Origin of the sequence: Candidatus Effluviviaceae Genus V sp. (assembly GCA_014728125.1) — a bacterium.
Taxonomy (GTDB): Bacteria; Joyebacterota; Joyebacteria; order Joyebacterales; family Joyebacteraceae; genus WJMD01.
Window position 1 is genome coordinate 1 of sequence record WJMD01000173.1, and the last position, 13,046, is coordinate 13,046.

The window sequence follows — 13,046 nt, forward strand, 5'->3', positions numbered from 1 at the left end:
CGAGGTATTCAACGGCCTCGTAGTCGAAATTGACCGTCTTGCGCACCTCGAGATAGGCGTCGAGCACGGCGTTGGCGACCAGCGCCGCCCGTTCCGGATCGACGTGCGTGTAGCTGATCTCGATCACGTTCGACTCCGGCTGCGTGCGAGCTCGAACCTGCCGCTGAAGGCGCTCCACGAAGAGCGCTCTCTGGCGACCGGGTTCGACGTCGAGCATATCGGCAACCCGCCCGGCCACCGCCGCGCTCCGGATGATCTCGATCTCGGAGTTGATGACCTCGCCGCGCCTCAGGACGGCCCGGCTCTCGGCCGGCATGGTGTAGGCCTGAGGGAGACGACGGATCATCACCGCAGCCGTTGCCTGGTACCGAGGCACGTCCGTGAAGATCCCGTATGCGATGAGGATGACAGCGAGAAGCGTCAGCGCAATCAGGAACAGCTTCCGCTTGAAGATCACGTAGACGATCTCGCGAACGAGCGCCGATCCGCCGGTTTCAGTACCATGACCGTTCACGCACTCACCTCATCACGTCGCAGGTCAGTTGTTGTAGTAGCCAGCCCGTTCGTCCAGGTGGATCATGTCGTAGCCGCGCAGATAGAAGAGCTGCGCCGGCGCAATACTCGAGAAGAACAGGTCCACGAACTCCCCGACGTTCCCGATGAACGACTTCGGGACGTAGACAACGTCGTTGGGAAGAAGAGTCATGTCCTCCAGGAGATCCCTCCCGGACAGCACGTCATTCACGTCGACCCTGTAGGCGACAGGCTCCGGAACGGCCTCGGTGCGGACGACCATCACGCTGGACGGGTTTCCCGTAGGAAGTAATCCGCCCGCCGCCGACAGGGCCGACGTCACGGTCAGTTCGCTCACCGATTGAATGGCGCCTGGTCTCCCGACCTCACCGATCACGTAGACCGGCTGCGATGCCAGCGTATTGATGAGGATCGAGACGGCGGGATTCCGGAGGTAACCGGATACGGTCCCTGAAACCTCGTCAGTAAGCTCGGCGGTCGTGAGACCACGCGCCACGATCTCGCCGCCGAACGGCACGGTGATGGTGCCGTTCGGGGTCACCTGGGTCAGGTAGCTCAGGTCCTCCTCGTCGGTGAACTTGATACGGATCGTGTCGCCGACGCGGAGCCTGTACTCTCCCGTCTCCCGAGGCGGCGCCTCGGACGCAGGGAGAGGCCGCCGGTCCGAACGCGAACCGGCGCACCCCGCGAGCGTGCAGGCGCATAGGAGTCCCAACAGCAGGACGAAGCCCCACCGAGCCCTGCATGACATTGTCGTAAGCCCCCTTCAGGCACCCTGACAGGCATCCCTCGCATGGGACACCCGCATGACGGCCGGTTCTAAAGCATAACTCGTGCCACAGTTACGGCGTTCGGCCGCGGGCAGTCGCCCCGCTCCGCGACGAACGTGGTGTCACCCGAGACAGGATGTGAGCCTTCGCTCACGTCGCTGCCGGGCCCTGCCTCGCTCCGGGCCCCGTAGAGCGTCACCGTGACGCCGGGAAACGACGCCTCCTCGACGGGCCTGTAGAACGCGTCGAGGTACGTCGGTATCCGTCGCCCCGGATCGACGTGCCACCACCGGCTCTCCACGAACCAGACCCTCTCGGCGTCACCGAGAAGGTCCGGAACGCGGCGCGAGACCTCCGCGTCGGAGCCCGCCTGCCCCGGGTACAGGACCACGAGTTCGGCGCCGCCGTCGTAGTAGTGGCGGAACACGTCGCGGACGACGGGGACGAAGATCACGTCGCCGGGTCGCTCACGTTGCTCGACGAACTCGACGGCGGACCGTACGTCCTCCCTTCCATACGACGGATCGGCGTGGTAGTTCCAGAGCGACAGACCACACAATACGACGAGCGCCGCGCAAAGCAAGGCGGCCGGTCTCCGTCGGAGCATCCCCACGCCCGCCGCCGCCAGCATCACGAGGGCGGGCATTCCGGGAGACAGGTATCGTACATTGAACGGCTTGATGTTCGCCAGTGCCAAGACGACCGCGCCCAGGGCCGGGACGATGATCGTGACCAGCACGAGCGCCCCCGCCTTCCGGCGGGTCCACAGTCGAACAAGTCCCAGCAGCAGGGCCGCGGCCATCACGAGACCGCCCGCCGCCACGATCGGTGTGTGGCTCAGGATCGCCTCCATCGGCGGCCGTGTGTGCAGCTCCGTGAGGGTCGGTCCCAGCGAGTATCCGTAGACCATCGCGTAGATCGAGTACGGGAGCGCCGCGGGTGTGAACGTCGTGTCGCCGCGAAGCAGATCCTCCTCGTCGACCGCCGTCGCCAGGCCCACGTGGTCGTCGACGCCCCCGGCCCCCGCCCAACGGACGATGCTCCACATTCCCGGCACGAAGAGGACCACGATGAGAACGGCCGCGGCAGCCCACGCGAGGAGCCTCCTCCGCGAACTCCTCAGTCCCAGGAGCAGATAGAGACCGTGACCGGCCGCCATGAAGACGGCCGACAGGTTGAGATAGAGAGCCGAGACGGTGGCGGCGACGTAGCTCGCGAAAGGGGGACGCCGGTCGTGCAGCAGACGCCACACCGCCAGGGTGGCGAGCGCGGAGGCGAGGATCAGAAGCGAGTAGTTGCGCACCTCCTGCGAGTACCAGACGGAGTACGGCGAGAGGGCGAAGAGGAGAGCCGCCACGAACCCCGTCCGGCGGTCGAACATCCGGAGCCCCAGCTCCGCCACGACCGGGATCGTGAGGATGCCCGCCGCGGCCGAGACGCTTCTGAGAGCGGCCTCGTCCATCGACAGTCGGGAGATCCAGTGAACGATGAAGGCGTGGAGCGGACCCTGAATGGTGCCGACGAAGTCGGACGGGCCGAAGGTGCCTCCGACGTCCGCGGCCTTGAGCGTGATGATCTCGTCGACCCAGAGGCTCTGGCTGCCCAGTCCCCAGAGACGCACGCACGCCCCCGTCACGACGACCGCGACGAGGGCCCACGTCCACCGTCCCCACGAGACGTGGGAACCTGGCCCGGAACTCTGTCGGAGCTCCGAATCGACTGCCTGGAACCGACTCACCATCGAGCTGACTCGCTCACCCTCCTCGAACGGTGAGCCGACGGGGGTTCGTACATACGGTATGTCTGGAAGACTACATCAGGGAACGGCCGCTGTCAATCCGGCGCCTGGTACCGGCCCGGGAGCGTGCTCCCGACGCTGCGCCCCGCCAGCTCGCCCGGCTGCGACGCGCGAACGGCCCACCGGGGTACGGAAATCCGGCAGCGATGCAGTGTGAGTGAGGGCTCAAACGGCATGTGAGCTGCCGGATCCGTACGTCCGATGGCGTTCTCGCTGTCGTACCGTGTACGGGCTGCATCCTTCGCAGACGCGTCGTCTAGTAGGCCCCCTTCCGGGAGAGGACGGCGGGCAAGGTGCGGAGCAGGATCTTGAGGTCCATGCCGAGCGACTGCCGCCTGATGTACTCGATGTCGAGTCGCATCCACTCGGTGAACCCGATGTGGTTTCTTCCGCTGATCTGCCAGAGGCACGTGATGCCCGGCAGGACCGAGAGCTTCTCCCGCTGCCAGCTCTCGTAGTTCTCAACCTCGCACGGCAGCGGCGGCCGGGGGCCGACGAGGCTCATCTCGCCCCTCAGCACGTTGATGAGCTGCGGCAGCTCGTCGAGACTGGTCCGCCTCAGGAAGCGTCCCGTTCTGGTGATCCTCGGGTCCTCGCTGATCTTGAAGACCGGCCCCTCGAGCTCGTTCAGGTGCATGAGCTCCTGCTTCAAGCGCTCGGCGTCCTGGACCATGGAGCGGAACTTGTAGAACCAGAACTCGGTTCCTTCCTTGCCGACGCGGATCTGTCTGAAGAAGACGGGCCCCGGTGAGTCCAGCTTGACGAGGATGGCGATCACGAGAAAGACGGGCGAGAGCAGAACGAGTCCGACGAGGCTGGCGAGAAAATCAAACGGACGCTTCAGAAAGCGCTGGTAGAACACGCCGCGGGTCACGCGGGGGTTCTCACTCCGCCCCCTGGCGTAGTCCTCGATGGTCCCGTACCCGAATCGCTCGTCGACGAAGTACACGGTCCAGTCGCTCCTGACGGTCTCGCGCCGGCGGGCAGTTGCACAAGAAAGCCGGGCGTCGACTCTCGGTCGCACCCGGCCATCGGATCGTGGATCATGTCGTCCGCTGGCTGCTAAGGGCGCGTCCGGTCCAGTGGAGCGCTCCGGCACATGGAAGCATGCGCTTGATGGGAACGCTCGCGAACAGGTGTCAGTCTCTCAAGAAACCCTTAGCAGTCGCGCTATGCGAGTCCTTTCGATGCTGTCAGTTCCGGCTGTTCTAACGGCTCGCTACCGTCAATGCTATTGTATCACAAGCTTTGTGCCCTGTCAACGTGATTCCGGTGCCTCTCCCCCGGTGGCCAGAGCTCTGAGGAGCGCCGCCCGGAACAGCGGCAGCAGCATCTCGTGGCGCCCTCTAAGTGCAAAGCCCATACCAGATTGCGCGGTCGGTCGCCGGACGACGTTCATCGTCGTCCGGTAGGGCTCGTTCATGTCGAGCGACAGGGCGGTGAAGCTCCCCTCAATGCGCCCCAGGTTCCGCCCCACGGCGAGCGCCTTCAGGAAGACCTCCGGCAGGATGACGGCCGATCCGACATTGATCACGGCCCCTCCGTCGACCCGCGACACGACGTCGGCCAGAATGCGGAAGTCGCGCAGACTGGCATCCCCGATCGCGGCCCCGTGGGCCGAGGCGTGTTCGTGGACGATGTCGGTTCCCAGCGCCACGTGCACTGTAGCCGGCACCCCGAGTTCCCAGGCCCGACCGAAGATCGACGCGTCGCGATGCGGCGCCTCGCGTTCGGCTATCCTCCGACCGACCGTCTCCCCGAAGCCCGCTTCCTCCTCGGCGGCTTCATCCGCCGCGCCGTTGAGAAACTCCGCAGTCTCCCTGCAGGTCCCGAACGTGCCGTTCGCGAGATTCGCCGCAACGTCCTCGGACGTCATGCCCCACATCGCGATCTCGGCGTCGTGGATGGCCCCGGCGCCGTTGGTCGCCACGGCCGACACGATGCCCCTCTCAATCAGATCGATCACCAGACGGGAGAGCCCGCACTTGATGACGTGCGCGCCGAACATCAGCACGACGGTTCCGCGGGCCTCCGCGACCCGGGCGACGGCGTCGACGGCCGCTCGGAAGTCGGCCCCTGCGAGAATGTCCGGGAAGCTGTCGACGATGCGGTCGAAGCTCTCGTCCGGCTCGGCGGCCGAAACGAACGACTCAACACGGACCAGGCCGCCCCGCTCCTTGATCGACACGGTCCTGATGCCCGAGAGATCGATCTCACTGTATCGCGATGTCATGGTCCCTCCCCGACCGCCCCGCTCCAGCTCTGAGGCGGCGTGTACGATGTCAGCTCCGCTGAGATCGACCCGATCACGACCTTGCTCCGCATGAGCACGGGGACGTGCCGGTCGTCGTCGGTCAACCACACGCGCAGCGAGCCCTTGTGCCGAAAGAGCCCGGCGACGCGCATGACGGGCTCGACGACGATGCAGTCGAACGTGCCTGCCGGCACACTGATGCGGTCGCGCTCGAGCACGTCGATGCGAAGCGGGTAGTTCTTCTTGTCCGCGTGGTTCTCGATGAAGACCGGCGTGCCCACCTCGAGGTCCATCATGCGCACGTAGTAGAGCGAGGTCAGGATGTCCTGCGCGTCGAGCGAGAGCGGCACGACCCTTCCGTCGCGCTCAGGGTAGACCGCGATGTGCCGTTCCTGGTCGTAGAGCACGAGGTCGTGCGCCCGATAGTCTCCCTCGCTCAGGCTCTTCTCGAACCGTCTCGTGACGAGTTCCCGGACATCGAGATGGGACTCCGCGACGTCGCGGACCCGAAAGAACGTGGAGAACCAGGGCACGGACTCGGCGATCGAGACGATGTGGTAGCACGGGTAGCCGGACACAACCTCGGTCGACGGTATCGACATGACCGCCTTGCCGGCCGTGATGAAGCCGTAGGTCAGGTCGAACGTCATCCGCTCGCCGACGCCGAACGGCGGCGCCCGCAGACTCCCGTCGGGACCGAGTGCAGGCTGTGTGCCCCGGACCGGCGCGGCGGCCGCCAGCAACACAAGCATGAACAGAGCGCATGCGGTTCCGCGTGTCATGGCCGCACTCCGAGTTCTGACAGGAACCAGTCGACCGCCCGTCCGATGTCCGACGACACGTGCGTGACAGGGCCCTTGTCCTCGCGTTCCGTCACCTCGCCCCGCCCGGTCCGCACCAGGACGCCCGGGATACCCAGGTTGCGCGCGAGCCCGAGATCCGTGGGCTGATCGCCGAAGACGGCGCTCGAGGCGAGGTCCAGGCCGAGGTCCCTCACGGCCGCCTCGACCATCCCCGTCCCGGGCTTCCTCCAGGTGAGATCGCGTTCGAGGGCCGGGATCGCGGCATCGTTGTAGTTCGGTGCGTAGTAGGCGCCGTCGAGCACCGCTCCTCTCTCGGCAAGCAGCTCGACGAGCCGGTCGTGAACGGCCGCGAGCCCCTCCTCGGTCAGGAGCCCCTTCGCGACGCAGGCCTGGTTGCTCACGACGACGGCGGCGACGCCGGCCTCGTTGAGCCGCCTGACCGCGCCGGCGGCCGACGGCTCGAGCGACAGATCGTCCGGATCGGTCACGTAGCCCCGCTCAACGGACAGCGTGCCGTCGCGGTCGAGAAACGCCGCCGGACGTCCCCCGCCTGTCCCACGCCTCACAGCTTCCTCCCGGACCCCAGAGCACATGTTCCGATCCCCAGCATACCATAGAACAGGAACCCCGGCTCCGCCCAGACCGTCAGATGCGACAGCCCGGCGATCAGAAGAGCGACAGCGCCGGCAAGGCACGCGGCCGCAGGATAGAGATCGCGCGGGTGCGCGGCGCGGACGGCGGCGGCGACGTCCCTCAGGGACAGAGCGCAGAAGAGCAGAAAGGCCGCGAGCCCAAGCACACCGCGCTCGGCGAGCAGATGCAGCGCGACGCTGTGGGCATGCGACGTGTACCGGTGACCAGCGCCGTCGCTCACGCCGACCTTCAGCGATCCGTACGTTCCGACACCGTGTCCCGTGATCGGCCGCTCCGCGATCCGGTCGATCGTCTGCGACCAGATGCCGGAGCGTATGCGGATCGCCCTCTCGAGACGCGTCCCGATGAGCCGCGACGAGGGGATCGCGACACTGAGGGACACGGCCACCACGACCGCCGGCACCAGCACCGCGGCCGCCACCCAGAAGCGCCGGGCGTGGCACGACAGCAGCACGGCGAGCCCGAGGGCCGCAGCCGGCAGCGGACCTCTCGATTGCGTCAACCAGAGCGCGGTCACAGAGAAGGCCGCGACGAGCCACGCGAGCGCGCGGCCGGGACGGCCGACGCCCCGCGACATCGCCAGCGCCGCCGCCACCGGGAGAACGCCCGCCAGATACTCTCCGGCAACGATGGGGTTTGGGAGCGACGGCAGACCGAAGCGTCCCTCGCGCAGACCGGGCGACCAGAGCGAGACGGCGATGCCCGCGCTCGTCCCGATAAGGAGCGCGGCGCCGAGCACGACGACCCGACGGCGCGACGTGCACACGTCGGTCCCGAGAGGGAAGAGCGAGACCATGGCGGCGACCGTCAGGAGCTCCTGCGGCCGCCTGAGTCCGGCGTCCGCGAAGGCGACCGAGAGGGCGCTCGTGATCACGATGAGACCGACCGCCCAGATCGCGGGACGGCGGAGCCAGCCGGGTCGGTAACCGAGCGCCAGCCTGGCCGCGAGAGCGGCGACCGCCAGCAGGAGACCCGTCGACTTGAGCGCCTCGGAATGCGCCAGACCGCCGAACAGGACCACGACGCCGAGGAACTCGGTCGTGTCGAGGAACCGCTCGATGCGCGGCGGTGACTGCACGCTGTCTCCTCTTCACCGGGGTCCCACCGTCCGGGGACGGCATCCGTCAGCTGCGGTACTCCCTCTTCTCAAGCAACGCCTCGATCACGTACGCCGCCTCCTGCGCACGGTCCTCCCACGTGTTCTCGAGACCGAAGGCGATCCTCTCGACCGCCTCGCGCACCCCGTCTCGCTCAAGCGCCGCGTCGAGCGACGCCGCGAACGCCCCTACCTCGTCCGCCGTCCGGACAAGCTGTCCGCGCTCCCTGGCGGCGGGGAACGGCGTCGCGACGACGGGCAGGCCGCACAACAGGAGTTCGTAGAGCACGATGGGGTCCGCGTGCTCCGAGAAGACACCCCGCCTCCACGGTATCACGGCGCAGTCTGCCGCCGCGACGTATCTCGGGAACACGTCGTAGCTTCTTCTCCCCAGCATCAACACGTTGCGCGGAAGGCGCCGTGACGCGACGCGCCGGCAGACCGGTCCGACGAGAACGAAGCGGAGCTCCGGGCGGCGTTCGGCGACGGCCGCCAGCAGGTCCTCGTCGAACCACTCGTACGCGGCGCCGCCGTAGAGGACGATCGGAGCATCGGTCGGCAGATCGTGCGGCCTCGGCCCTGCCCGCCGGACGGCGGCGAGCACGTCCTCGGGAGCCGCTTCCCCGGACCACTCAAGGACCCGCCCGAAGTGGGATGCGTCGGCCGCGTTCGCGAGCCTGCGCGCCTTGCCCGACCACGCCCGCTCGGACGTCAGAAGCTCCGACGCAGCGAAGACGAGATCGACGGCCTCGATGTGCCGCCGCTCCCCCTCGGCGGTGGCGGCCGGGTCCCCGGAGAAGGCTGCCGGATCGTCGGCCGCCTGGTAGACGGCCAGACGCTCTCCGAGAGTCCCGACGAAGACGGCGTGTTCCGGGTCGAACGTCCAGAGCACCGGCCGCCGGATGGCGAGCCGGTCGGCCGCGCCGGCGATGACGCGGATGAGCCTCCTCAGAGCCGCTTCGCGCCGCGATGAGCGGTTGTCGACGAGGAGCGGCGAGAGCACCCACAGGCCGTTCGCTACCTTCCGGAGTCCTCTGAACTTCGACCAGCGGCGGCGCCGCCCCAGCGCCGAGAAGACGTCGATCGGGGGGTCGACGTAGAGCACACGGACGCGCCGGCTCAGGAGCGACATCAGGTGCTGCTTGCTCGTGGGTAGCCCCGTCCAGTGATTGGTCGAGACGCAGATGATGTCCGGAAGCGGCTGCATCAGTGCTCCTTGGTTCGAGCCAGAAGCCTGTCGAGCGCCGCTTCGACCTCGTCGACGGATATCGCCTCCACGCAGGGCCCCGCGTCTCTCGTGCACCGCCGCTGGCCGCACGGACTGCAGGGCGGACGGCGCGCGACGACCTCGGCCGGCGCGCCGCGGGGGCTGAAGCGGTCGGGCGTGTTCGGACCGTACAGACCGACCACCGGCGTGCCGACCGCGGCGGCGATGTGGAGCGGTCCGCTGTCGCTTCCCACGAACGCCCGCGCCGGGCCGAGGAGTCCCGCGAGCGTCCTGAGGGAGGTCCGTCCCGCGAGGCTCACCCCGGTCCCATCCGACGCCGACACCGCCCGCGAGCACAGGGATCGGTCTGTCGGCGAGCCGACGAAGATCGTCCGGAGGCCATGGGACTCAAGCGCGCGCCGAGCCAGCCCGCCGTAGCGTTCCGCGGGCCATCGGCGGAGCGGGTTGTTCGCTCCCGGCGCCATCGCGACGTACGGTCCCCCGCCGCCGGCGAGATCGCTCGCCGTCCGGAGCTCGCCCTCGGCGAGGTGGATTCGGGGCTCGGTCCGGTCGGTCTCGGCCCCGACGAGCGCGGCGGCCTTGAGAAGATGATCGACCACGTGGCCGTCGGCCCTGTACGGGATGCTCCGGTCGAGCAGGAACCCCAGCCCGGCGTGGTTGAACCCCACGCGGTAGGCCGGATCGGCCGCGACGAGCATCCACGAGCTTCTGAAGTCCCCGGTCAGGTCGACCGCGAGATCGAAGCGGCGTCGTCTGAGCCCGAGTCCGAAGCGGGCGGTCCACACGGGACTGTGGTAGCCCGGCACGGCATCGTAGAGGAGCACTTCGTCGACGTCGGGATTCCGCTCGAGGACCTCGGCCGCCCTTCTCTTCAGCACGACGGTGATCCGCGCATCCGTGAACGTGTCCCGGAGCGCCGCCAGGACGGGCGTCGACAGAAGGACGTCCCCGATGAAGTAGAGTCGGAGAACGAGGATCGAACGGACCGATCCCGGATGGAACTCGCGTTCCTTCACCTGTCCCTCCCTGCACGGACGCGAGCAGCCTCCGTCGCGAACCGCTCCTCCACCTCGTCGAGCATCCGGTCGAGACGGTGCCGGCTTTCGACCACGCGCCGGGCGGACCGGGCGAGCCCCACGCGGCGTCCCTCATCGTCGAGCAGGTCCAGAAGTCGACTCGACAGCGCCGCCACATCGCCCGGAGGCGACAGCACGCCCGTCTCGCCGTCCTCGATGATCTCCGGGATCCCGGACACCGCCGTCGCCACAACCGGTGTCCCGGCGGCCATCGCCTCCAGCACGACATGCGGCATGCCCTCGCGACGGCTGCTGACGATGAGAACGTCGGCCGCGGCGAGCGCGTCGCGGAGACCGTCCAGTCTCCCGCAGAACGTCACGCGTCCCTCGAGTTCCCGGTCGACGCGCGCACGCATCGGCTCTTCGAGCGGCCCGTCACCGACGATCACCAGCCGGACGTCCGACCGGCGCCGGGCGACGCGGGCGAACGCGTCGAGTGCGTCGAACGGCCTCTTGTCCCCGACGAGCCGCCCCGCGAAGAGGACGAGGGACGCCTCCGCACCGATGCCGAACCGACCGCGGAAGCCGGGGCCGTCACCTCCTTCGACGCGCGCGGGGTCGATGCCGTTGGGGATGACCGACAGACGGTCGGGGGGAACGAGCTCCGCCTCGAGGAGCCCGCGACCGATGGCCTCGGCGTTGACGATCACGTGGTCCACGAAGCGCGCGTAGACGAGCCGGTCGAGCGTCGAGGGCTCGACCGGAAGTTCTAGCCCCCGCCGCTCGACGACCGCGGGACGCCCACCGAACGCCGCGGCGGCCGCCCCCAGTCTCACGGCCCTCTTGATCTGAACGTTGACGACGTCCGCGGCGGTGCGCCGGATCCAGACCGCGAGGCGCGCCACGGAGACGACGTCCGCGTCGCCCGACATGGGGACCTCGATCGTCGGGATCCCCATCTCCCGGGCCTCGCGGGCCAGACGGCCGCCGCGCCGACCCGCCACCGAGACGTCGTGTCCCCGCTCGGAGAGCCCGCCGGCGACCTCGAGGACCCAGCGTTCCCCGCCGCCCATGCCCCGCATCGAGTTCACCAGAACCGCCCTCACGAGCGCCTCCGGTCGCTCGAGCGTCGGGCCGCGAGGGCGAGCGCCGCATCGACGACCGCCTCGACTGGCACGTTCCGCATGCACTCCTGCGTTCCAACGGGGCACCGCTCGGCGCCGTGTCGTCCGCACGGCCTGCAGGCCAGCTCGGCCTCCACCACCCGGCCCGACTCCCCATAGGGACCGAAGCCCTGCGCCGGGACCGTCGGTCCGAAGACCGACACCACCGGCGTCCCGACCCCGGCCGCCACGTGCTGGGCGGCCGAATCGTTCGAGAGAAGCACCGCGGAGCGCTCGACGAGCGCCAGCCACCCCGCCACCGTCAGACGCCCTGTCAGGTCCACGACATCGCGCTCAGCCGCTCCGAGCACCTCGGAGGCCGCCGCCGCATCGTCGGCGCTCCCTATGAGCACGGGCGCCGCATCGAGCCGCGCCGCGAGTTCCGTCAGTGCCGCCGCGAACCGTTCGGGCGGCCACCGCTTCGTCGCCCATCGGCTGCCGGGTGCGGCCGAGACGACGCGTGCCCCCTGGGCCACGCCGGTCGAGGAGAGAAGGTCCGCTACCTCGTTCCTGCCCGCGTCCGGAACCTCGAGGGAGAAGGGAACCGGCGTCACGGCACCGGACGAGCCCAGCGGACCGGCGAGCGACGCGACGCGCTCGACCTCGTGACGGCCCGCGTCGTACGGAAGGACGTCCGTCAACAGGACGCGCCCCCCGCTCGTCCGGAAGCCGATACGTCGCCCGGCGCCCGAGAGGAACGAGAGCAGGGCGCTCCTGAACGAACGATGCGGCACGACAGCCGCGTCGGGACCGAACGAGCGAAGCGCCCGCGCTACCCGGACGAGGCCCCGGGAGCCGCGGTCGCCGCCGCGCTTGTCGTAGATGATGAACTCGTCGACGAGCGTCTGCGTCTCGAGCACCGCGGCGCCCGCGGGCGTGACGAGCGCCGCGAGCCGGTCCGTCCCGGGGAGCGAACGAAGCGCCCTCAGAAGCGGCACCGTCAGCAGGACGTCGCCGGCGAACGCCGTCTGTACCACCAGGATGCGCATACCTCAGGTCTCCCGATCTTCGAGGAGCCGTTCCATCGCTCCGAGAACGTCAGCGGAACGGACCGACCGCATGCAGTCCCAGTGCCCTTCCCTGCAGCGCCTGCCGCCGTAGAACGAGCAGGCGCTGCACGGAAGATCGGTGTAGACGAGCTCGTGACCCTCGAAGGAGAACTGACCGGGGTCGGTCGGACCGAAGACGGCCACCGTCGGGGTGCCGACGGCGCGAGCGATGTGGGTCGGGCCGCTGTCGTTCCCGACGTAGAGGCGTCCCCTGGCGATGACCGAGGCCGACTCACCGAGCGAGAGAAGCCCGGCCGCGTTCCACGCGCCGGGAACCGCGGAGACGACCGTCTCGGCCAGGTCCCGCTCGACGGAGGCGCCGATCGCTACCGGCCGAAGGTCCCACCTGGCAGCCGCCTCACCGACGACCCCTGCGAACCGGTCCGCCGGCCAGCGCTTGGTCTCCCACACGGCCCCCGGAGCGACGACGAGCAGCGGGCTGTCGCCGAGTCCGGCGTCGGCGAGGCGCTCGTCCCCGCGTCGTCGGTCGGTGTCACTGAGATGAAAACGAGGAACTCTGTACGCGGTGTCCGCGCCCAGTGGCGAGAGTGTCTCCAGATACCTGGACACGAGCCGCCGAGAGGCGCGGTACGGTCGCCTGAGGACGCGAACGGCGATGCTGTCGAACGGATCGCGTTTTCTGTACCTGAGAACCGCGTCGGCGCCCGAGGCGCGGGAGAG

At 68.8% G+C, this 13,046-nt stretch carries 13 protein-coding genes; all 13 read right to left on the bottom strand.

The features are described 5' to 3' along the window. Positions 1-514: hypothetical protein (locus tag GF405_10325; protein MBD3368545.1), on the bottom strand; the 514-nt coding region annotated here is incomplete at its 3' end. Between the two features lie 24 nt (positions 515-538). Continuing rightward, positions 539-1,285, bottom strand: coding sequence for a hypothetical protein (locus GF405_10330; GenBank protein ID MBD3368546.1), 747 nt, complete (start codon positions 1,283-1,285; stop codon positions 539-541). A gap of 68 nt (positions 1,286-1,353) precedes the next feature. After that, entirely contained in the window at positions 1,354-3,045 is a 1,692-nt protein-coding gene (locus GF405_10335; protein MBD3368547.1) for a hypothetical protein, read from the bottom strand. A gap of 313 nt (positions 3,046-3,358) precedes the next feature. Beyond that, positions 3,359-4,201, bottom strand: coding sequence for an exopolysaccharide biosynthesis polyprenyl glycosylphosphotransferase (locus GF405_10340; GenBank protein ID MBD3368548.1), 843 nt, complete (start codon positions 4,199-4,201; stop codon positions 3,359-3,361). Positions 4,202-4,360: 159 nt separating this feature from the next. Then, the gene (locus GF405_10345; protein MBD3368549.1) at positions 4,361-5,335 is read right to left on the bottom strand and encodes a hypothetical protein; all 975 of its coding nucleotides are present in this window, start codon (positions 5,333-5,335) and stop codon (positions 4,361-4,363) included. Further along, complete coding sequence (locus GF405_10350; GenBank protein ID MBD3368550.1) at positions 5,332-6,138, bottom strand: DUF3108 domain-containing protein; 807 nt, start codon at positions 6,136-6,138, stop codon at positions 5,332-5,334. Before GF405_10350 ends, GF405_10345 begins: the two co-directional genes overlap by 4 nt. After that, positions 6,135-6,752 (bottom strand): HAD-IIIA family hydrolase, encoded by a 618-nt coding sequence (locus GF405_10355; GenBank protein MBD3368551.1) that lies wholly within the window; start codon positions 6,750-6,752, stop codon positions 6,135-6,137. Before GF405_10355 ends, GF405_10350 begins: the two co-directional genes overlap by 4 nt. Further along, positions 6,722-7,891, bottom strand: a complete 1,170-nt coding sequence (locus tag GF405_10360; protein MBD3368552.1) for a hypothetical protein — start codon at positions 7,889-7,891, stop codon at positions 6,722-6,724. The genes GF405_10355 and GF405_10360 overlap by 31 nt, the downstream gene beginning before the upstream one ends. 46 nt (positions 7,892-7,937) lie before the next feature. Next, positions 7,938-9,116 carry a glycosyltransferase gene (locus GF405_10365; GenBank protein MBD3368553.1) on the bottom strand — a complete coding sequence of 393 codons (1,179 nt, stop codon included), beginning with the start codon at positions 9,114-9,116 and terminating at the stop codon, positions 7,938-7,940. Then, on the bottom strand, positions 9,116-10,153 hold the full coding sequence (waaF, locus tag GF405_10370; GenBank protein ID MBD3368554.1) for a lipopolysaccharide heptosyltransferase II: 1,038 nt from the start codon (positions 10,151-10,153) through the stop codon (positions 9,116-9,118). The genes GF405_10365 and waaF overlap by 1 nt, the downstream gene beginning before the upstream one ends. Beyond that, positions 10,150-11,259 carry a glycosyltransferase gene (locus GF405_10375; protein MBD3368555.1) on the bottom strand — a complete coding sequence of 370 codons (1,110 nt, stop codon included), beginning with the start codon at positions 11,257-11,259 and terminating at the stop codon, positions 10,150-10,152. Before GF405_10375 ends, waaF begins: the two co-directional genes overlap by 4 nt. Beyond that, entirely contained in the window at positions 11,256-12,305 is a 1,050-nt protein-coding gene (locus GF405_10380; GenBank protein ID MBD3368556.1) for a lipopolysaccharide heptosyltransferase II, read from the bottom strand. Before GF405_10380 ends, GF405_10375 begins: the two co-directional genes overlap by 4 nt. 3 nt (positions 12,306-12,308) lie before the next feature. Continuing rightward, positions 12,309-13,046, bottom strand: a 738-nt coding sequence (locus tag GF405_10385; protein ID MBD3368557.1) for a hypothetical protein, incomplete at its 5' end; no start/stop codon positions are given.